Origin of the sequence: Stenotrophomonas sp. LC732, from assembly GCF_052446685.1 — a bacterium.
Classification (GTDB): Bacteria; Pseudomonadota; Gammaproteobacteria; order Xanthomonadales; family Xanthomonadaceae; genus Stenotrophomonas; species Stenotrophomonas muris.
Window position 1 is genome coordinate 2,196,378 of the sequence record NZ_CP199214.1, and the last position, 21,332, is coordinate 2,217,709.

Annotated in this window: 14 protein-coding genes and 1 pseudogene; 2 read left to right on the forward strand and 13 right to left on the reverse strand. The window is 67.0% G+C overall.

The window, feature by feature from the left end; all coding sequences use genetic code 11:
- Positions 1-53: 53 nt before the first annotated feature.
- Positions 54-1,112, forward strand: a complete 1,059-nt coding sequence (locus ACT6SE_RS10560; protein WP_014647205.1) for a LacI family DNA-binding transcriptional regulator — start codon at positions 54-56, stop codon at positions 1,110-1,112.
- Positions 1,113-1,179: 67 nt separating this feature from the next.
- On the opposite strand, the gene ACT6SE_RS10565 is transcribed toward ACT6SE_RS10560, so the two are convergent.
- The 10 genes from ACT6SE_RS10565 to ACT6SE_RS10610 form a co-directional block, all read right to left on the reverse strand.
- The gene (locus tag ACT6SE_RS10565) at positions 1,180-3,738 is read right to left on the reverse strand and encodes a glycoside hydrolase family 3 protein (RefSeq protein ID WP_088375221.1); all 2,559 of its coding nucleotides are present in this window, start codon (positions 3,736-3,738) and stop codon (positions 1,180-1,182) included.
- Positions 3,735-5,144, reverse strand: a complete 1,410-nt coding sequence (locus tag ACT6SE_RS10570; RefSeq protein ID WP_046430740.1) for a sugar porter family MFS transporter — start codon at positions 5,142-5,144, stop codon at positions 3,735-3,737. Before ACT6SE_RS10570 ends, ACT6SE_RS10565 begins: the two co-directional genes overlap by 4 nt.
- Positions 5,145-5,175: 31 nt before the next feature.
- Complete coding sequence (gene xylA / locus ACT6SE_RS10575; RefSeq protein WP_046430742.1) at positions 5,176-6,510, reverse strand: xylose isomerase; 1,335 nt, start codon at positions 6,508-6,510, stop codon at positions 5,176-5,178.
- Between the two features lie 43 nt (positions 6,511-6,553).
- Complete coding sequence (gene xylB / locus ACT6SE_RS10580; protein WP_046430744.1) at positions 6,554-8,047, reverse strand: xylulokinase; 1,494 nt, start codon at positions 8,045-8,047, stop codon at positions 6,554-6,556.
- A gap of 165 nt (positions 8,048-8,212) precedes the next feature.
- Complete coding sequence (locus tag ACT6SE_RS10585) at positions 8,213-9,745, reverse strand: tryptophan halogenase family protein (RefSeq protein ID WP_046430745.1); 1,533 nt, start codon at positions 9,743-9,745, stop codon at positions 8,213-8,215.
- Between the two features lie 11 nt (positions 9,746-9,756).
- A complete protein-coding gene (locus ACT6SE_RS10590) occupies positions 9,757-10,779 on the reverse strand; it encodes a cupin-like domain-containing protein (protein ID WP_046430746.1) in 1,023 nt (340 codons plus the stop codon).
- A 3-nt stretch (positions 10,780-10,782) separates the two neighbouring features.
- Complete coding sequence (locus tag ACT6SE_RS10595; RefSeq protein WP_046430748.1) at positions 10,783-11,541, reverse strand: SapC family protein; 759 nt, start codon at positions 11,539-11,541, stop codon at positions 10,783-10,785.
- Positions 11,542-11,671: 130 nt separating this feature from the next.
- On the reverse strand, positions 11,672-14,800 hold the full coding sequence (locus tag ACT6SE_RS10600; RefSeq protein WP_444811155.1) for a TonB-dependent receptor: 3,129 nt from the start codon (positions 14,798-14,800) through the stop codon (positions 11,672-11,674).
- Positions 14,801-15,374: 574 nt separating this feature from the next.
- The gene (locus tag ACT6SE_RS10605; protein ID WP_046430752.1) at positions 15,375-15,587 is read right to left on the reverse strand and encodes a hypothetical protein; all 213 of its coding nucleotides are present in this window, start codon (positions 15,585-15,587) and stop codon (positions 15,375-15,377) included.
- Positions 15,588-15,693: 106 nt separating this feature from the next.
- On the reverse strand, positions 15,694-16,875 hold the full coding sequence (locus ACT6SE_RS10610; protein ID WP_046430754.1) for a serine hydrolase domain-containing protein: 1,182 nt from the start codon (positions 16,873-16,875) through the stop codon (positions 15,694-15,696).
- A gap of 294 nt (positions 16,876-17,169) precedes the next feature.
- Between ACT6SE_RS10610 and ACT6SE_RS10615 the strand changes: the two genes are divergently transcribed.
- On the forward strand, positions 17,170-18,417 hold the full coding sequence (locus ACT6SE_RS10615) for an arsenic transporter (protein WP_041863460.1): 1,248 nt from the start codon (positions 17,170-17,172) through the stop codon (positions 18,415-18,417).
- A 25-nt stretch (positions 18,418-18,442) separates the two neighbouring features.
- Here the strand turns inward: ACT6SE_RS10615 and ACT6SE_RS10620 are convergent, their stop codons facing one another.
- From ACT6SE_RS10620 to ACT6SE_RS10630, 3 genes and pseudogenes are all read right to left on the reverse strand, one after another.
- Positions 18,443-19,876: an OprO/OprP family phosphate-selective porin gene (locus tag ACT6SE_RS10620; protein WP_046430756.1), complete on the reverse strand. Its 1,434-nt coding sequence runs from the start codon at positions 19,874-19,876 to the stop codon at positions 18,443-18,445.
- Positions 19,877-19,964: 88 nt separating this feature from the next.
- Positions 19,965-20,579, reverse strand: a pseudogene (locus ACT6SE_RS10625) (ABC transporter permease); the annotation flags it as partial.
- Positions 20,497-21,330, reverse strand: a complete 834-nt coding sequence (locus ACT6SE_RS10630) for an ABC transporter ATP-binding protein (protein WP_046430758.1) — start codon at positions 21,328-21,330, stop codon at positions 20,497-20,499. The pseudogene ACT6SE_RS10625 and the gene ACT6SE_RS10630, both read right to left, overlap by 83 nt.
- Positions 21,331-21,332 lie beyond the last annotated feature (2 nt).

Below are 21,332 nucleotides of genomic sequence, written 5' to 3' on the forward strand. Positions count from 1 at the left end.
CATCGTCCTTCGCACCCGCGCGGCAGCGCCACCAAGAACAAAGGGATCGTGCATTGGACAAGCCGAAGAAATCGGTTCGCCGCAGAACCGCAGGCGTGACGATCGACGAGGTTGCGGCCCTTGCCGGCGTTTCGCCGATGACCGTGTCGCGGGTAATCAACCAGGGCAAGGTGCGCGACGTCACCCGCGAGCGCGTGCTGCGCGCCGTGCGTGAGCTGGGCTATACGCCCAATCTTGCCGCCAGTTCGCTGGCCGCTGCACAGCACACGCGCATTGCGCTGATCTACACCAACCCTAGTGGCGCCTACCTGCGCGAACTGCTGGTGGGCCTGCTGCGCGTCGCCTCCAGTTCCGCCATCCAGCTGGTCATCGACTACTGGGACAACCTGGATGCCGAATCCGAACGCAGGGCGGCGCGTGCGCTCGCCGGACGCGTCGACGGGGTGATCCTGCCGCCGCCGCTGTGCGAATCGCAGGCCGCCGTAAGCGAACTGGTCAAGGCTGGCATTCCGGTGGTCGCCATCGCATCGGGTCGCCTGAGCGAGGCCCTGTCCTGCGTCCGCATCGACGATTTCAGTGCGGGCAGGGAAATGACCGATCACCTGCTCCGGCAGGGACACACCCGCATCGGTTTCATCCGTGGGCGCGATGACCTGAGCGCAAGTGCGCTCCGCTACGACGGCTTCGTCACCGCCCTGCGCGAGGCCGGGCTGGCGGTGGAGCCCGGCCTGGTCCAGCACGGTGACTACACCTACCGGTCCGGCCTGGCCGCGGCCGAGAAGCTGCTGTCCCAGCGCCGGCCACCGACCGCGATTTTCGCCAGCAACGACGACATGGGCGCCGCCGCCATCTCCGTGGCGCATCGGCGCGGGCTGGAAGTGCCACGCGACCTGTCGGTGGTGGGTTTCGATGACACCTCGGCCGCCACCACCGTGTGGCCGGAACTGACCACGATCCACCAGCCCATCGCCTCGATGGCCAACGCGGCCATCGACATCCTGCTGCGCACCATCCGCCGTCCTGCGGGGGACGCAACGGTGCTGCGCGAACATGTGATGCCGCATCGGCTGATCGCACGCGGTTCGGTAGCCGCACCGCCCACGCGCCGGTAGCGAAGGCCCCGCCCTCATGCCTGCGCCTGCGCAGTAGGCGGCAGGGTGCCGGTCAGGCCGGCAGCAATCATGCGCCGCATCCAAGGGCGACCTCGGCTTCGTTCAGTGCGCCCAGCGCGACGCGTGACACGGAGATCGTCATCGCATCGGCCGTCACCACCGACCACGGTCGGTCGATCGCGTCCAGCTTTGCACCCGCCTTGGCCAGGCACTTCAGCGGCACGCCAACGCGCTTCCACTGGCCTTGGGGAAGCGCCGCCAGCGACGGCCCGATGGCGATGCGTGCCGAGCAGCCCACGCCGCAACCGACCGACAGCCACGCCTCACCCTCCGGCGCAGCGTCCACGCGCAGCGTGGTCAGCAGCATCAGGTCACCGTTGGATTCGCGCTGCAGGTCCAGCGCCGTGTGCGACTGCAGTGCAGCAACGGCCTCGCCCTTGCCCGACCAGGCCAGGCGTCGCCCATCCTCCTGCGCCAGATGATCCACGCCGGTGATCTTCAGCCGATCATCGGGCAATGCGTCCGGCACGCGGGTCACGGTCAGGCCCTGGCCTGCGGCCTGCTCAAGGCGCAGCGCCATGCCGGGGCCTGCATCACCGCGCGCGAAGAACACGCCGGTCGCACCCTCGTTGCCGGTCACACCCGATGCCTCCGGCAGCGCGGCCAGGTCGCCGTTGTCGGCGTAGGTCAGGCCGAAGCCGAACGCAAACAACGGATCGTAGTCCTTCTGGCCGACGTTGTTGGCGTACTGGGTGGCGGTGCGCGGCCAGCTGAAACTGAGCTTGCCCTTGAAATCGTGCTGCACCCGGCCATCGCTCCCGCGCAGCAGTACATCGGCAATGCCGGCGCCTTCCGAGCCCGGCAGCCACGCGGCCACGAAGGCATCGGCGGCATTGATTTCCCGGTTCACCCAGAGCGGCCGCCCGCTCAGGAAGACCGCGACGACCGGTATGCCATCGGCCTTGAGCCGCTTGAGCAGCGCCAGATCCGTTTCGTTGCCCGGCTTGTAGGCCAAGGTGGGTCGGTCCCCCTGGAACTCGGCATAGGGGTCTTCGCCAAACACCACCACCGCCACGTCGGGTTTCACTGCATAGCGACCGTCAACGGCAAGCACGGCTTCACCACCGGCCGCCCTGGCCTGGCGCGCGATGCCCTCGTAGATGGAGTCCGCATTGGGGAAGTCCTTGCGCGTGGTGCCGGTGCCCTGCCAGTTGAGCGTCCAGCCACCGGCCTGCTTGCCGACATCGTTGGCGCCGTCGCCGGCCACGAGGATCCGCTGCTTCGGCGACAGCGGCAGGACGCCGTTCTGGTTCTTCAGCAGGACCAGCGATTCGCGCACGGCCTGCCGGGCCACCGCGCGATGTGCCGGCGCGCCGATCAGTGCGAACTGGCCGCCAACGGCCCGCGTGGACGGCCTGCCGGCCTCGAACAACCCCAGGCCGAACTTGACCCGCAGGATCCGGCGCACCGCATCGTCCAGGCGCTGCGGCGTTATCCGGCCGTCCTTCACCGCAGCCAGCGTCGTCTCGTAGAAGCCTTTCCAGCTGTCCGAGGCCATCGCCATGTCCAGGCCCGCGTTGATCGTGGCCGGGCAGTCCGTGGTGGTGCAGCCCTTGACCTGGCCATGACCATTCCAGTCGCCCACCACGAAACCACCGAAGTTCATGCGTCCCTTGAGCACATCGGTGAGGTAGTGCCGGTGCCCGTGCATCTTTTCACCGTTGACGCTGTTGAACGATGCCATCGCGGTCTGCGCGCCGGCGGCGATGGCCGGCGGGTATCCGGCGGCGTGGATGCGTACCAGGTCCGGCTCACTGATGCGGGTGTCGCCCTGGTCCTTGCCGTCGGTGGTGCCGCCATCACCGAGAAAGTGCTTCACCGAGGCGATCACATGGCGGCCATCGAGGAACTCCGGTGTTCCCACCCTGCCCTGCAATCCCTCCACCATGGCGCCGGCATAGCTGGCCACCACCTCGGGCGATTCCGAGTAGCCCTCGTAGCTGCGGCCCCAGCGATCATCCTGGGGTACCGCAACGGTCGGTGCGAACGTCCACTCCATGCCGGTGACGCGGGTTTCCAGCGCGGTGATGCCACCGATCTGCCGCAGCAGCTCCGGATTGCGTGTGGCGCCCAGCCCGATGTTGTGCGGGAACAACGTGGCGCCAATGATGTTGCTCTGCCCATGCACGGCATCGATGCCGAACAGCAGCGGAATGGCCTTGCCGCCTTTCGACGTGTCCATGGAGGCGTCGTAGAAGGCGTCTGCCAGCGCCAGCCACTCGGCTGGCGACGCATCGTAGCGGCCACCGGGGTCGGAATTGCCACCGGCCAGGATCGAACCAAGGCGGTAGCGCCGCACGTCATCGGGGGTGAGGCTGGCAATGTCGCCCTGCACGAGCTGGCCGACCTTTTCCTCCACCGTCATGCCTGCCATCAGGTCGGTGATCCGCTTCTCCAGCGCAGGATCCGCGGCCAGTGGCCAGGTGACCTGCGGCCACGGGTCGCTGGCGGCTCCCGCAGTGGCGGCGGGCCGGTCCTGGCCGTGGCAGCCCAGCAACGCCAGCGTCAGCACGGCGACCAGCACGCCGCTGCGGGATAAGGAGGTCTGCGATGTCATGACGCTCATCCTTCCATCTGCTCCAGTTCCTTGCCCTTGGTCTCGTGCACATGCCGGACCACGAAAATCACCGAGATGATCGCCGCCACCAGGTAGATGCCGTAGGTGGCCGCCAGCCCTGCCGCGGCCAGCAGCATCGGGAACGTCACCGTGACCACGAAGTTGGAGGTCCATTGCGCTGCGCCGGCGACCGCCAGTGCCGAACCGCGGATCTGGTTCGGGAACATCTCGCCCAGCATCACCCACATCACCGGCCCCCACGACAGGTTGAAGAACACGACATAGGCATTGGCCGCCACCAGCGCCAGCGTGCCCATGCGCCCGGGTAGCTGCAGATGCCCGTCGGCCAGTGAACCACTTGCAAACGCGACCACCACCAGTGCAAGCGACAGCGACATCCCGGCCGAGCCGAACCACAGCAGGGGCTTGCGGCCGATCCGGTCGATCAGCAGCACCGTGACCACGCAGGCACCGATGCTCAGCGCGCCGGACAGCACGTTGATCAGCAGCGCGTCGTTTTCGGAAAAGCCGACCGCCTGCCACAGCACGGCGCCGTAATAGAACACCACGTTGATGCCGACCAGCTGCTGGAAGCAGGCCAGCCCGACGCCGACCCACACAATCGGGCGGATCCGCCCGGTCGCCCGGCTCTTCAGATCGGACAGGCGCGGGCGATGGTGGTCGTTGGACAGCGAGGCATCGATCTCTTCGAGCGTGGCGCGGGCCTTGTCGTTGCCGAGCAGCCGGGTGAGCACGCGCAGCGCGTCGTCCTTGCGCCGCTTGACCACCAGGTAGCGCGGGCTCTCAGGAATGGTCAGCAACAGCAGCAGGAACACCAGCGATGGCGCGGCCTGCATCCAGAACATCCAGCGCCAGGCAGCCTGCCCGGCCCACAGCGGCTCGGTCGACGCGCCCGCTGCGGCCGCCAGCAGGTAGTTGGACAGGAAGGCAGCGGTGAGCCCGGTGATGATCGCGATCTGCTGCACCGTGGCCAGGCGGCCGCGATAGCGGGCCGGAGCGACCTCGGCAATGTAGGCCGGCGAGATCACGCTCGCCGCGCCTACCGCGAACCCACCCACCACCCGCGCCGCAATGAACCAGCCCGACGAGGCCGCCGCCCCGGCACCGAGTGCCGACAGCAGGAACATCACCGCCGACAGGATCAGCACGTTGCGACGGCCGAGGCGGTCGGCCAGGCGGCCGGCACTGAACGCGCCCACCGCACAGCCCAGCAGCATCGACGCGATCTCGAACCCCTGCATCCATTCACCGGACCGGAACGCCTGGTGCAGGCCGTCCTGGGTGCCGTTGATCACGCCGCTGTCGAAGCCGAACAGAAAACCGCCAATCGTCGCTACCACGCTGATCAGTACGATCAGCCGGGTGTTCTCACCGCTGCCTGCTGCCTGGTTCATTCCCGTCCCCTTGAGTGCACCGTTGCCGCGCTCAGCGCAGCAGGTACTGGTTGAGCAGGTTTTCGTAACGCTCCTGCTTGCCGCTGGCCTGGTGCGGTTCGCCGAGGCGGGCGGCCAGGCCCGCCAGGTCCGGCAGGCTGAGCGTGCCACGCTCGAACTCCTGGCCGGCGCCGCTGTCGAAACTCGCGTAGCGCTCCTTGCGCCATTGCTCCCAGGGCGACTCGGTCAGCAGTGCATGGGCAACCTCCAGCCCGCGTGCGAACGCATCCATGCCGCCGATATGGGCAATGAACAGATCCTCAAGGTCGGTCGACTCACGGCGCACTTTGGCATCGAAGTTCAACCCGCCCTCCAGCCCGCCCTGGCGCAGCACGACCAGCATCGCACCCACCGTGTCGTACAGATCGCTGGGGAACTGGTCGGTGTCCCAGCCGTTCTGCGCGTTGCCGCGGTTGGCATCGATGCTGCCGAGCAGGCCATGGTCGGACGCAACCTGCAGGTCGTGCTCGAAGGTGTGCCCGGACAACGTGGCGTGGTTGGCTTCGATGTTGAGCTTGAAGTCCTTGTCCAGCCCATGCTCCTTCAGGAAGCCCACCACCGTGGCACTGTCGAAGTCGTACTGGTGCTTCATCGGCTCCATCGGCTTGGGCTCGATCAGGAAGTTGCCCTTCAGGCCGATGCTGCGGCCGTAGTCGCGGGCCATGGTGAGGAAGCGCGCGAAATGTTCGATCTCGCGCTTCATCTGGGTATTGGCCAACGACGCATAACCTTCGCGTCCGCCCCAGAAAACGTAGTGCTCGCCGCCGAGTTCGACCGTGGCCTCCAGCGCGGCCTTGACCTGCACCGCTGCGCGCGCGACCACCGCGAAGTCGGGGTTGGTCGATGCGCCGTTCATGTAACGCGGGTGCGAGAACAGGTTGGCCGTGCCCCACAGCAGCTTGACGCCGGTGGCCTCCTGGCGCGCCTTGGCCAGGGCCACCATGTGCGAGAGGTTCTTCTGGTACTGGCCGATGTCGTCGGCATCCGGCGCCAGGTCGATATCGTGGAAGCACCAGTACGGCACGCCCAGCTTGGTGAAGAACTCGAACGCCGCGTCCACCTTCGCTTCGGCCGTGGCCAGTGGCGAGGCTGCCTCCCACGGGAACTGCCGGGTACCCGGGCCGAACGGATCGTGCCCGGCATTGCAGAAGGTGTGCCAGTAGCACACGGCGAAGCGCAGATGCTCCTGCATGGTCTTGCCACCGATGACCCGGTTCGCATCGTAGACCTTGAAGGCAAGCGCATTGTCCGAGCCCTTGCCCTCGAACGGAATGCGGCCGACGCCGGGGAAGTATTCCTTGGCGCCGATGAAGGGCTGCGTGCTCATGGTGCGTGCTCCTGTCGTTGTACGGGGTGTCGTGGAGGAGCCATCAGCCGCGCTGCAGCGGCGTGATGGCATCGAGATGACTGAGGAAGCGTGCGTAGGCCCGTGCATAGGCATCGCTGCGGGCCGGATCCGGCCGTGCGGACAGCGCCGGATCGACGGTGACGTGGCGCGCGGTGATGTCGCTGATCGAGGCGGCGTCTCCCTGCGCCCGGGCGAGCGCCCACAGCGCCTGCAGTGCCGCACCAAACGCCGCGCCTTCGGCCTGGACCGGGACGTCCACCGGCAGGCCGAACACATCAGCCACCAGCTGACGCCAGGCCGCGCTGTTGCTGCCACCGCCGGTGAGCACGATGCGATCGAACTGCATGCCCGCGCGGACGAAGGCGTCGTAGCCGTACTTCAGGCTGTAGGTCGCACCCTCCATGGCGGCGCGGTAGAGGTGCGCCGGGGTGAAATTGGCGATGTCCAGGCCTGCCAGCACGCCCTTGCCGAGCGGCAGGTCGGGGGTACGTTCGCCATTGAGGAACGGCAGCATCACCAGCCCCCCTGCGCCCGGCGGCGTCGCGTGGAGGTGCGCATCGCCGTCGCGGGTGCTGAAACCGAAGGCGCTGGCCACGCGTTCGGTGGCCACGGTGCAGTTCATGGTGCAGATCAGCGGCAGCCAGCCACCGGTGGACGAGCAGAACGCCGCCCACGCGCCGTCCGGATCGATCATTGGCGAGCCGGAATACGCAAACAGCGTTCCGGAGGTTCCCAGGCTCATCGCCAGCCGCCCTTCCGTGACGCAGCCGGTGCCGATTGCCGCCATCATGTTGTCGCCGCCACCAACGGCAATCTTCACGGCCGCCGGCAGCCCCAACTCGGCCGCTGCCTTCGGCGCGATATCGAACAGGGCATCGGGTGCTGCGATCGGCGGCAGGCAGGCGGCAAGATCACGATCAGGATCGGTGGCGCGCAGCAGTTCCTGCGACCAGGTGCGTGTGCGCACGTCCAGCCAGCCGGTTCCGGACGCATCGCCAAGCTCGCAGAACCGCTGCCCGGTCAACACGAAATTCAGGTAGTCGTGTGGCAGCAGGATGGTCGCCAGCCGCGCATAGGCGTCGGCACGGTGGATCCGGGTCCAGGGCAGCTTGGACGCTGTGTAGCCGGCCAGGATCGGGTTGCCCGCCAGCGCGATGGTCCGTTGGAACCCGCCCACGGCGTCCATGATCTGGATGCATTCGGCCGAGGTGCTGGTGTCGCACCACAGCTTGGCCGGCGCCAGTACCTCGCCAGCATCATCAACCGGCACGAACCCATGCTGCTGCCCCGATACCGCCAGTGCGACGATGCGAGCGCGCAGCGAGGGGTCGATCCTGGCAAAGCAGTCGCGCAGGGCCGACACCCAGCCGGCAGGCGCCTGTTCACGGCTGCCGTCGGCACCGCTGTCCAGCGCGAGCGGCACGCTGGCCGAGGCCACCACCACCTGCGTCCGCGGGTCATAGACCAGCACCTTCAGGCTCTGCGTCCCTGCATCGATCCCTGCAACCAGACCCATCGAAACCGCCTCCGATCAAAAAAAAGGTAGCGCTAACATTCCGTGGACTCAAAAAGGGGGCGTGGTGTCCGGCCCCCTCGTTGCCACCGCGCGCGTCATCGCCAGCGGTGTTGCCGCACTGTAACCAGCTGCAGCGGAAAAAGCGTGCTGCAACGCAAAACCCTGTTACGCGCTTGCTGCCGTCGAACGCCACACGTCCACGCCGGACCTGCAGTACTGCGCGATGAACTCCGCCTGCGCCGGCATCTGCGCGGCAGCCTGCTGCACGGGCTGCTGGATGCCCTTCAACAGGGTGCGCAGATCGGCGTCGCTCACGGCCCGCGCCAGCGGGTGGGCGGGACCGGGCGCGATGCCCTGCCCGAGCAGCACGCTGGTCCAGGATTCCACGCGGAAAACCTCGCCGGGGTCCTGCCACACATGTGCACGCTCGCGCCACGCGCTCAGCCGCTGCTGCAGCGATTCGGGCACGCGCATTTCGCGACACGCCTTCCACATCGGTTCGGGGCGCTGGGTTGCGTGGTAGTGCAGGATGATGAAGTCGCGCACGTGCTCCATTTCCTGGCGGCTGACATCGTTGTACAGCTTCACCAGCGACGCACTGATGCCATCGAACGGGAACAGCTGGATCAGGCGCACTACCGCGCTGATCGTCAGATGGATGCTGGTCGACTCCAGCGGTTCGATGAAGCCGCTGGCCAGCCCGAGCGACACCACGTTCCTGTTCCAGGCCTTCAGCCGGCGCCCGCTGCGGAACGGCACCTTCCATGGATCGCGCAAGGGTGGAGCCCCGGCATCGCGCAGCAGCTTCGCTGCGGCCTCGTCATCGGACAGGTGGCGGCTGTCATACACCAGCCCGCAGCCAACGCGGTGCTGCAGCGCGATGTGCCAGCGCCACCCCGCTTCGTGGGCGATCGCACGGGTATAGGGCACCGGCGGCGCCACCGCTTCGGTCTGCACCGCCACGGCACGGTCGCACGGCAGCCATTCGTGCCAGTCCTCGTAGCCGGTGCCCAGCGTCTGCTCGATCAGCAGGCCGCGGAAGCCGGTGCAGTCGATGAACAGGTCGCCCTCGATCACCTGGCCGTCGTCCAGTACCAGCGCCTGCACCGAACCGTCGTGCGCGTGCTGCCTGACCTGGGCGATCCTGCCTTCGATCCGGCGCAGGCCGTGGGCCTCGGCCCTGCGGCGCAGGAACCGCGCATACAGGCTCGCATCGAAATGATACGCATAGCTGGCCTGCGGCTGGGTGTGCAGCGAGAAGCGGTCGCCATGCGATGCGATGCTCTCCAGGCTGAAGTCGCCCAGCTCCGAGGGCATGCCGCGGCGCAGGCTGTCCAGCCAGAAGTGATGGAAGGGTGCTGCCCAGGTGCCGTGGCCGATGGTGCCGAACGGATGGAAGAAGCGATCCCCCGGCAGGCGCCAGTTCTCGAACGAGATCGACAGCTTGAAGGTGCCGGCCACCGCGCGCAGGAACTCCTGCTCGTCGATCTGCAGGAAGCGATGGAAGGTGCGGATCGGCGGCACGGTGGACTCACCGACGCCGACCGTGCCGATCTGCTCGGACTCGACCAGCGTGATCTGCAGCTGGTCACGGAACTGATGCGCCAGCGCGCAGCCGGCCAGCCATCCCGCCGTACCGCCACCGGCAATGACCACCTTGCGGATGCGCCCTGCAGGCGTGCTCTGGGTATCCAACACGGTGCCCTCTCTCAACGGTTGAGCCTGCCCAGCAGCATCGCGCGCATGCGGCGGGCGCGCTGCTCGTCGAACGGTGCCAGATCCCCGCGCGCCGGGTCAGGCAGGTGTTGCCCGGCGCGCTCGCCGGGGCCGAATACGTAGTAACGGAAGAGCCCTTCCCAGGCCTGCTTCTCACGCGCTGGCAGGTCGCGCACGGACCACATCGCGTGCTGCAGCGCCGCCAGCGGCGACCCCAGCCAGGCCGGTGAGCTTCGCCACCAGTAGTTCACCAGCACGTTGAACGGTTCCAGGCTGCGTACATGGTGCCACCACATGCTGGGAATGAAGATCGCATCGCCGGGCCCAAGTACCGCGCTGCGTGCATGCGCCAGCGCCTCGCGGAAACGTGGATGCCGATCGAAGTCGGGGCGCTCGAAGTCCACCACGCTGACCACCTGTCCGCCCGGCGTGGGTTCGAGCGGGCCCGGATAGAGGTTGTCGACCTGGGCGGGCGGGAACAGCGTGAACTCGCGCTGCCCCACCGCGCAGAAGGCGAGGTTGTCGGGTGTGTCGAAATGGCACGAGGCCGTCACCCGGTTGCCGATCCAGATGCTGGCGGTGGCGTCGATGCCCTGCTTCGCCAGCCCGGCATCGTTGGCCTGCGCGAATGCCGGCAGCAGTGCCCGCGTGATCGGCAGCGAGGCCACGTAATAGGTTGGCGGCCGCGGCGCATGCAGCGTCGCGGCGATCTCTTCCAGCACCTGGGCGAGTACACCGCGCCGCACTTCGAAGTTCAGCCGGGTGAAGTCCGCGCTGTAGAACGGGCGGCCCGCGATCTCGGCGCCGCCGAACGAGTACTGGATGGGCGCACCCGCATCGACGCTGCACAGGTACGCCATCGCGTCACGCACGCCGCCCAGTCCGGCCTGGACCAGTGGCCAACCGCTGGCGATGCCGCGCAGTACGACCGGCTCACCGGCCTCCACCAGGGCGGCCAATGGCAAGGCAGCAGGATCGATGCCTTCCAGGCTCCGTATCGGCAGGCAGGCTTGCACCGGTCAGTTCCTGACCGCCTGCGCGTTGCCGTCCTGGACGCGGAGACGGCGCTGCTTCTCGGCGATCAGGCGGCGCATGTTATGCAGCGAGGCAAGCATCAGGTACGCACCTTCCAGGTAACCGGCGCGGTTCAACGCCGCCAGGCGTGAACTGTCCAGCGCCGCCAGGCGCTCGCGGTCGATGCCGTGCAATCCGCTCACGCCCACGCGGTGATGCGGCGCGAGCTGCACATCAAGCGTGACCGGCTGGATGAGGCCACAGTCGTCGAGCATCGTGAACATACTGGCCGCGAAGGCACTGCCCTCGTGGAGGCCGCGCAGCACGCCGGCGATGTGGTCCAGGTAAGGCGTGTTTCCACCCTGCGGCAGGAACACCGGCTCACCGGCGCCGGAGGTGACACGCGGATGGTCCAGGTCGACGTGCATCACCGCGTCCTGGGTGAGCAGGCCGTCCACGTAGTGCTCCTGGAATCCGATCAGGAACGGCCCTTTTGCGGCCGCGCCGGGCAGGTAGGAGGCATTCCAGCGTCCGTCCTGCAGGTACAGGTTCTCGTGCTGCTCGAAACCCAGCAGGGCCACGGACTGCCATGCCCCGGTCCCGGCCTCCCGGCGCAGGAAGATCGGATACTCGCGCTGCAGCTCGGCGAACTCGCTGGGATAGGCCGGCACCATGCCCACCGCATCGCCGAACTGCGGCCCAAATCCGGTGGCGACCTTCAGGTCCCGATGCGCGATGTTGTTGAGCATTTCATAGCGGGCCATCGAGGTATCCAGTCCAGTGCGGGGTGGCTGGCCAGCAGGGTAGCGCAGGCGCGGCAGGTGCGGCGACACCGTCCCGGCACGGCACCGCTGGCGGGCAGCGGTACCGTGCCGGACGCATCGGCAACCAGGCTCAGAACTTGTAGCGAACGCCCAGCATGTAGCGCGGGCTCTGGTCGGCCAGCTTGACGATCATCTGCGAGGTGCGCGAGCGCCACCGCACATCCTCGCCGGTCAGGTTGATCGCCTCCAGGCTGAAGGACCAGTGGTCATCCAGCGCGTAGTTGACGCTGAGATCCCACTGCTCGTACGGCTCCACATAGTACGGATTGCGGCTGGAGCCCTGGTTGGCCAGGATCAGGTACTGGTCGCGCCAGTTCCATGCCAGGCGCACCGACCACCCGTACTTCTCGTACATCAGCATGGCGTTGGCAGTGTCGCTCAGGCCGGTGAGCGAGAACTGGTCGATACCCGGATCGCCGCCATTGTTGTAGCCGACATCACCTTTGACCACGGTGTAGTTGGCCAGCACGCCGAAGCCGGTGTCACCGAAGAAGTACTGGCCGCCCAGCTCCCAGCCATGCAGCTTGGATTTGTTCTGGTTGATCGGGCGATTGACGTTGAACTGGTACAGCGGGTCGTTGGCCTGCCCATACAGATCGTAGGCCGCTTCGGTGGCCAGCACCTGCGCATCGGTGCCGTTGTAGGCGCCCAGGCCAGCAGGATTGTTGCGCAGCAGCGCCAGTGCGGTGAACAGCGAGGTGTCGTTGGCTGAGCAGGCGGCCGCATTGGCCGGCCCGACCTGGGCCACGCAGGCGCCGCTGGTCAGGAAGTCCAACGCCGCCCGCGCATCCGGCCCGGAGGTCGGGTCGGTGAGGCCGTACAGGCTCTCCTGGACGACCGTGTTGCCGATGAAGTTGCTGACCGACTTGTTCCAGTAGGTCAATGACACATAGCTGGCATCGGCGAAGTACCACTCCAGCCCCAGGTCGAGGTTGTCCGATTCCAGCGGCTTCAGGCTCGGGTTCTGCGAATTGCCGCTGGCGCGCGACGACGGATCGATCAGCACCGAGCCGAACGGCTGCTGGGCACCGGGCCCTGCATACAGGTTGCCGTACGGCGCGCGGGCGATGCTCTTGCCGAACGAAACGCGGCCCTTCAGTTCCTCGGTGAGGTCGATGCTGAAATCAAGGTTGGGCAGGATGTAGCTGTACCGCGCCTTCTCGGTGAAGGGCTGCTGCTCATCGGACAGCACGATGCGGAAATCGTTGTTGGCCTGCCACTCGATGGACTCGGGAACGGCAATGACCGAGGTCGACACCACGTCGGTGGTTTCATAGCGCACGCCCAGGCGGGTATTGGTGCGCATGCCGCCCAGCTCCCCGTCCAGCTCCACCTGGAAGTACGCCGCCTTGGTCTTCTCTTCCACGAAGTTGTCGGCCGCGCGTTGCGGGTTCACACCCAGGCCGACGCCGTACTCGCGCGACGCCCATTGCGCGAGCTGCCCGGCATTGCCGCGCCAGGCCGGCCAGCTGTTGGCACTGTAGTCATCGAACAGGCCGACGATGCTGACTGGCTGCAGCAGGTCCATCAGGCCGGCGGCGGTATCCCGGTCCACGTTGGCCACGCCCCAGTCGCCCAGTGTCGAATAGGCCTCGGCGGCCTGGATGCGGTGGGTGGTGGACTTGTTCGTATCCACGCCGAACTGGAAGCGGCCGTGGTCGAAGTTCCATTCGCCGTCGACACGCGCCTGCTTGATCTTGCTGATCTGGGTCTGCGCGTTGACGCGCAGCACCCGGGTGCCGATCTCGCCTTCCTGGAAGCCCGGATTGACCACGCCATTGGTCCCGGCGATCGCATCGGCAGTACTGGGATACCAGACCTGGGTGCCGACCGGCAGGCCATTGTTGAAGTTCAACTCCTGTACCCAGGAGCCACCGCAATGCGGGCCACGGGTGCAGTTGTTGGTGCCGGCAATGCTCATGAAGATGGAGCCGCCGCCGGTCAGTGGGTCATTGGGGCGGCTTTCATTCTTCGAATTGTGCGCATCGAAGCTGAGCTTGAAACGGTCGCTGACATTCCACACCGCGTTGAAGCCCAGCGAGCCCAGCTTGTACTCCTGCATGCTGCGCTGCTGTTCCAGCCCGAAGTCCTTGGTGCCGGCGATCTCGCGGATGTAGACCGGGGTGGCGACCGCACCGGAGGTGTCGAACTGGACATTGGTGTAGTTGCTGTTCTGCAGCCACATGCCCTGCTCGCCACGATTCTCGGTGATCTCGTTGGTCGAGTAGGTGTAATCCATCGTCAGGGTCAGGCTGTCCGTCGGTGCGAACTGCAGCACGGCCTGGCCATTGACTCGCTCGCGCTCGAATTCGGAGAACGCGTAGCGCAGGTCGTTGGGCCGCGCATAGAGCTGGCCGACGGCCGGGGCGTTCACCACGGTCGGGTTGCCCGGCATCGACCCCGTCCAGGGCTGCACGTTCCAGTAGTTCTCCGTGGCCTGCACCGAGCCGCCCTTGCGCTTCTGCTGGCTCGCGCTGAGGCTGACGCCAAAGGTCTTTTCCGGATTGCTGTAACTGAAGATGCCCGACAGCTCCGGCGTCAGGTCGTTGTCGAACGGCTGGCTCCGGTCGGAGACCAGCTTTGCCCCGGCATTGGCCACGATGCCGGCGTGGTCGAGCGGGCGCGAGGTCAGGATGTTGATCGTCGCGCCGATGCCACCGCTGGGCACCTGTGCCTGGCTGGTCTTGTAGACCTCGATGCCATTGATGGCCTCGGCGGCCAGCTGCGCGAAATTGAAGGCGCGAGTGCCGCCGTCGACACCGCCGATGGCCACCTGCCCGGAGGCACCGAATGCATCGGCGCCGGGCATCTGGCGACCATTGAGCGTGACCATGTTGAACTGCGGACCAAAGCCACGCGCGGTCACCTGCGCGCCCTCGCCGTCACGGCGCTCGATGGAGATGCCGGTGATGCGCTGCAACGACTCGGCAAGATTGGTATCGGGGAACTTGCCGATGTCCTCGGCGCTGATCGCGTCGACCACGCCCGCCGAGTCGCGCTTGATGTCCATGGCCTGGCTCAGGCTGTTGCGTATGCCCGTGACCTGCACTGCATCGAGCTGGGTGGGCTGCGACTGGCTCTGCGGCTGCTGCCCGGTTGCCGTTGCTGCGTCCTGCGCAAACGCAGGATTGATGACCAGGGCGCCACCCACGAAGGTGAACATGGCCCGGGACCGGAACTTCGCCAACGCGCGGCTCATGAACCGGACCTCGGGCCCGGGGTGCCACGGAAACTGCAAGTGCTCATGAAAGTCCCCTCTGACATACGATCGAATGGATGTACCGCCCCCTCCCAGGGGCACGCACGGGCGTGGCCCGCATTCCAAACCGAACAGCACGGCTGCTGGAGCACGCCGCGACTTACACTTGCTTTTCAAGCCTGCCAGGACAAACACGCGGCAAAGAAGGCAGCCCCTGGACCCTGGATCCCCGTCCGACTGGTAGCGCTACCATCGCGTTGCAGCGGAGAGTAATCACCCGGGTTCGCGCTTGTCACCATGCAGCGCAGCAAATCGGCAGCGCGCGTAGCGGCGCTGGAATCACCCCGCTACTGATGACCGGGCTGCCGCTGCATCCGGTCACCGCTCACCCGCCGCAGGAAAGATGCCCGCGCCTGCGGGTCATCCAGAAAGGAACGCACCGTGAACGCTCTCCAGCGCATCGCCGCCGCAGTCGGCTCGCCGTACTCGTTCCGTCCGGCTCCGCCGTTTTCGCGGCCAACGCCGTGATCGTGGACGGAGCAGATGAGCCGCTCACCGTGGTGCTACGCAGGGGCTACCACTCCGGTCCCAGCAGCTTCATCACTTCGGCCTCCAGTTTCTGCGCGGCCTCGTCCTGGGAGGCGACCTTGATGCACAGCCCCGACTGCGCCGGCCCGGGCATCAGCTGGTATCGGTTGATGGTGCCGCCCCCGTCGCCGTCCAGCGCCACGCGCGCCACCACCGTGCGCCCATTGGCGTGGAAGGTCCAGTCCTGGTAATCAAACATGCTTCAGTATCCCGGCGGCCAAGGGGTCATCCCACCTTAGGCGGCACGACAGTGAAGAAGGCTCCAGGAAGTTGTTCAGAGCGCGTGGACATGATGATGGCAGCACCTACTGCAGTGCCCGCGCCAATTGCAGGACATCGGCGAAGAAGGACGCGTAGTCGTCCTGTGGGGCGCGGTGGCTCTCGCGCCGATGGATCAGGCGCACTGCGACGACGCGTTGTTCCGGAACGATCATCAGGTATTGGCCCAGGTAGCCGTTGGCGGCAAAGCCGACGACCGGTCCCCGTGTGATGTCGTAGAGATCGGCGAGCTTCAGGCCGCGCGCGGTGATCTGGCTGGCGTAACGCTGCGGCCCGTCCGCACCCAACCGTTCGGTGAGGAATGCGATCAACTGCCCCCGGCTGTCGAACGTGCGCCCCGCGCTGGCCTGCACGGCGCGGCGCACGTCATCGTCAACGCCGTGCCCGGCCAGCAGGTCATCCAGCCGGGGTTTGAGCTGATAGCGTTCCCACGCTGGTATCCGCCACCACAACAGGCCCACGTCAGGCGAACGGGCACTTTCAGCAGTGATCAATGCCACTGACCGTTCACTCAACAGTCGTTTGCCATCCGGCGCCACGCCTCCATCCAGCAACAGTTGCCCGATGGCGGCAAGGTCGGCGGCACGCAGGGACAGGCCCGCCATTCCCAGCGGAGTGCCTGCCTCATCCTTCATCCAGGTGTGGTGGGCAATGCCCAGCGGCTTGAACAGGCGCGCATCCAGGTAGGCATCCAGCGGCTCGCCCGCCAGGCGCTCGACAATGCCGGGCAGCAGGTTGGTGGCCTTGTTGTTGTAGGAAAACACGGCGCCCGGGTCGTCACTCAGCTCGGCTGCCAGCGCCAGTTTGACCAGGTCCGGGGCCCCTTCCAGTTCGGCGCCCGCGTTCGCCACGTTCTGCAGGCCGGAGGTGTGGTCCAGCAGCATGCGCACGGTGATGCGGCTCTTCCTGCCCTGTTTCCATTCCGGATAGATCTGGCTGACCGGTACGTCGATCGAAGCCAGCTTTCCTTCGTCCAGCAGCAACGCAATGCCCAGCGCGACGACGGACTTGGTTGCCGACATCAGGTGCACGGATTCCTGCGCCGGGGCGGGCTTCAGCTCAAGCAGCGTGTCCCGGTCGTGCATCACGAGCACCGCATCGGTATGCGAAGCACGCGCGTTGCGCTCGATCGTGGCGAGGGCGTCGGCACGCGGCGTCGCATGGGTGGGCCCCGCGATGCCGATCACGAGGGCCAGGGCGCAGGACAACCAGCAGGACGTTGGCATTGCGTTCTCTTCCAGTGAGTGTGCGCGCAGTGTGACTACACATGTAGTCAAACTGCAGTGCCTGAAGTCATGCCGCGCTTGATTGCCCATCCGCACCGGACACCGGGTTCGTCACCAACGCGCCCGGCCCCCCCAGGAGTCGCCATGCCAGTGCGCACGGTATGATGCGGCGATCCCGGAACCTGCGATGATTGCAGCGGCCGCCCATCCGCTGATCGCGTGCGCCAGGAGCACCTGCGCCGGGGTCGCTGCCGGTGCCGCTGAAGCCCCCACTCCATGCTTGCCCCCCATTCCCCCCTCGTGATCTGGGCAGCGGTCGCCGTTGCCACCATCGGCCTGCTGTTCCGTCCCTTCCGCATCCCCGAGTATGTGTGGGCGCTGGGTGCTGCCGCCCTGTTGCCGCTGCTGGGCGCGGTATCGCTGCAGACCGCATGGGGCGCGGTAGCCGAAGGCCGCGACGTCTACCTGTTCCTGGTCGGCATGATGGTGCTGGCCGAACTGGCGCGGCGCGAAGGCCTGTTCGATTGGCTGGCGTTGTACGCGGTGCGGCATGCGGGCGGATCGGGGCGACGCCTGTTCGACCTGGTGTTCCTGGTCGGCACGCTGGTGACGGTGTTCCTGTCCAACGATGCAACGGCCGTGGTGCTGACACCGGCGGTCTACGCGGCCTGCAAGGCGGCGCGCGCCAATCCCCTGCCCTACCTGTTCGTCTGCGCCTTCATTGCCAATGCGGCCAGCTTCGTGCTGCCCATCTCCAACCCGGCCAACCTGGTGGTGTACGGCCAGCACATGCCGCCACTGCTGCAGTGGCTGGCGCAGTTCGCGCTGCCGTCGGCGGCGGCGATCGGTGCCACCTACCTGGTGCTGCGCTGGGTACACCGGCGCGAAATCGCGCAGCCGCTGGTCGCCGCACCGGAACATCGCCCGCTGACCGAGGGTGGCCGACTGAGTGCATTGGGCGTGCTGTTCACCGGCAGCGTACTGCTGGTGACGTCCGCGCTGAACGGACCGCTGGGCCTGGCCACGTTCTGCGCCGGCGCGCTGAGCGTGGCGGTCGTGGTGATACGCCAGCGCCATAGCCCGCTGCCGCTGCTGCGGCATGTCGCCTGGGGCGTGCTGCCGCTGGTGGCCGGTCTGTTCGTGCTGGTGGAGGCGGTGGCGCAGACCGGCGTCATCCAGACCGCGGCAAGCGCGCTGCAGGCCATGGCGCAGGCGTCTCCCCACCAGGCCAGCTGGCTGGCCGGTGGCGCCGCTGCACTGCTGAGCAACGTAGCCAACAATCTGCCGGTCGGCCTGGCCGCCGGTTCGCTGGGCCAGATGGCTGAACTGCCCGCACAGACCCGTGCCGCACTGCTGATCGGCGTGGACCTGGGCCCGAACCTGTCGGTGACCGGCTCGCTGGCCACGATGCTGTGGCTGGTGGCGCTGCGCCGCGAGGGCGAGCATGTCAGCGCGCTCGACTTCCTGCGCGTCGGCGCGCTGGTGATGCCGCCTGCACTCATCGCTGCGTTGTTGCTGCTGTGACCAGAATGCAGGCGGCGGCCCGGCCCTAGAAGACCAGCTGCAGACGGGTATTGAAGGTGGTGCCTTCATCCCTGCCCGCAGCACTGCCGCTGCGGTGGCGGGTCTGCCAACGCACGGCTTCGAACATCACCCGGCTGAAATCGTTGAGGTACCAGTTCGCGCCCAGTGTCCACGCGTGACCGGTACCACCACTGGGCAGTTCGGCATAGTCCACGTCCTCATAGCGGCCCTTCAGCTCCCACGCACCGCTGCCGCCGCGCGTCACCGGATCGGCCACCTTCACCTTGCCCCACATGCCGGCCTTGCCCGAGTAGGACGGCAGCGCGCCCGCCAGGAACCAGCCGGCCGAGATCGCCCACGCTTCGTGGTCGCGATCATAGCGCCCGCTGGCATCGGCCCCGCGCAGGCTTCGCGTACCCCACTCGCCGGTTGCCCACGCCGGGCCGAAGAAGCCGGCCAGTTCCGCGCCGTAGGCGGTGCTGCGCTCGGCGCCCACCAGCGTGCCCGGTGTGATCCTGACCAGATCGTTGAAATGCCCCGCGATGGCCGAACTGCGCACCACGCCGCTGGCCCCGGCGGGAATCTTCTCGTGGAAGGCCCATGCGCCCAGATGCACCGTGGCGTCGGCGGTGTCCAGCGGATTCCAGTGGACGCGGGTGGCCCAGGTCTGGCTGTCGTTGTCGGTGCCGGCGTTGTTGAGGTCGTTGCCGGCTACCGACAGGCTGGCATGCCAGCCCTTTCCATACACCCGCTCGGTGAGCCCGACACCAAACAGGCCGCGCTGCGGCAGCAGCAGCGTGCCGACCACGTTGCGTTCCTGGAACGGCGTGTTGGAGGTGCTGCTTGAGCCATCGATACCGCGATCGTTCAAGCGGTTGCCGATCGTGAGATCGGCCGGCAGGCCGAACAGCGTGTGGTCCAGCGTGGCGTAGACCGACTTCCACGCCACCGCGTTGTCGGCGAAGTCGCCCTCCACGACCCAGCCCAGGGTGCCGTAGCGCCCCTCGGCCCCCAGGCGCACCGAACGGATCTCGGTACCCGAAACGTTGCGGTCGGCGACCGCCGAACCGTCGGTGCTCGAGGCATCGACGAACAGGCGGCCACGGGGGCGGAACACCGTCGTGCCGTCGGCACTGCTGAACTCCGGTGCACCCTTGGCCCAGGAGACCTTCGGCAGCCTGGACTGGCTGGTTTCCAGTGCGGCCACCCGCGTTTCCAGCGCAGGCGCGAGCGGCGTTGACGGTGCCCTCGCACTGCCCTGCCCGCCCTCGACGGCGCGGAGGCGTGCTTCCAGTTGCTGGATCTGCAGTGCCTGCTGCTGCACCAGGCGTGACAGCTCGGCCTGGCTCAGCGGCGCGGGCAGCGAGGACGTGGACTGTGCGTCGGCATGGCCACTGGCCAACAGCAGGCCGAGCGCGACCGACAGCGCTGCCAGCGGCAGCACGTTGGAATGGTTCATGGGCTCTCTCCGGCCAGCCGGCCCCCTGGCCTGGCGCTGGCCCGTTGCGTTCGCCGATGATCGCACCGACCACGGCAAAACCGACCGAAGTACGCAGCGAAGACAGGATCCAGCTCGCCGCTGCGGGGAAGTAGACATGGCGCAGCAGGTCACTGCGGCTCGCCCCCAGGATGCGGGCATTGGCAAGCACCACTGGATTCACCTCGCGCACGCCCTGCATGGCATTGAAGAACGTGGTGAAGAACACCAGCGTGACCGCCAGCGCCACCTTCGACCACAGCCCCAGGCCCAGCCACAGCACGAAAATCGGCGCCAGCACCACGCGCGGAATCGCGTTGAAGCCCTTGATGAAGGGATCGAGGATGCGTGCCGAGCGGCGGCTCAGGCCGAGCCAGACGCCGCCGGCCACACCCAGGCCGGTGCCGATGATGTAGCCCAGCGCGGTTTCGGTCAGCGTGATGTAGACATGCTGATAGAACGACGTATCGGACAGCCAGGTCCAGGCCTGCTGCACGATGGCGGTTGGCGATGGGAAGAAGAACGGATCGATCACGCCCAGCGCGATGCCGCCTTCCCAGCCACCGAACACGGCGACCACCAGCGCGAGCTGGATGAACTTGTCAGTCTTGGCGTGCATAGCTCTTCTCCACTTCGCCGCGCAGGCAGGCCCAGATGTCGCGGTACAGGTCGGTGAAACGGTCATCCAGCTTGATTTCGGCCACGTTCCTCGGCCGTTCCAGATCCACATCGAAACTGCGCACCACGCGGCTGGCCGGGCCGGAGGACAGCACCACCACGCGGTCGCCCAGGGCGATCGCTTCTTCCAGATCGTGGGTGATCAGGATCACCGAGCGCCGGTCTTCCTGCCACAACCTCAGCAGCTCGTTCTGCATGAGGTGGCGGGTATGGATGTCCAGCGCCGAGAACGGCTCATCCATCAGGATCACCTTCGGCTCGACGATCAACGCCTGGGCCATCTGCACACGCTTGCGCTGGCCACCGGACAGCTGGTGCGGGTAGCGATGCTCGAAGCCGGCCAGGCCGACCTTGGCCAGCCACGCGTCGGCCTTGGCCTTGCGTTCGGCCTCGGGCACACCACGGAAGCGCAGGCCGAGTTCAACATTCTGGTACGCGGTCTTCCACGGCAGCAGCGCGTCCTGCTGGAACAGGTAGCCGACCGACTCCTGCACGCCGCTGACGGCACGGCCATCGATGCTGACCTGGCCCGACGACGGCTTCAGCAGGCCCGCCACGGAATTGAGGATGGTGCTCTTGCCGCAGCCGGTGGGTCCGACGATGGCAAGGAACTCGCCGTCACCCACCTGGATGTCGACATCGCGTACGGCGGTGAATTCGCCGAAGGACATGGTCACCTTGTTGATGGCGACCATGGTCTGTGCAGGCTCCAGCTGCGGCGCGCCATTGAACTGGCGCACGGTGGCATTGAGGGCCATGG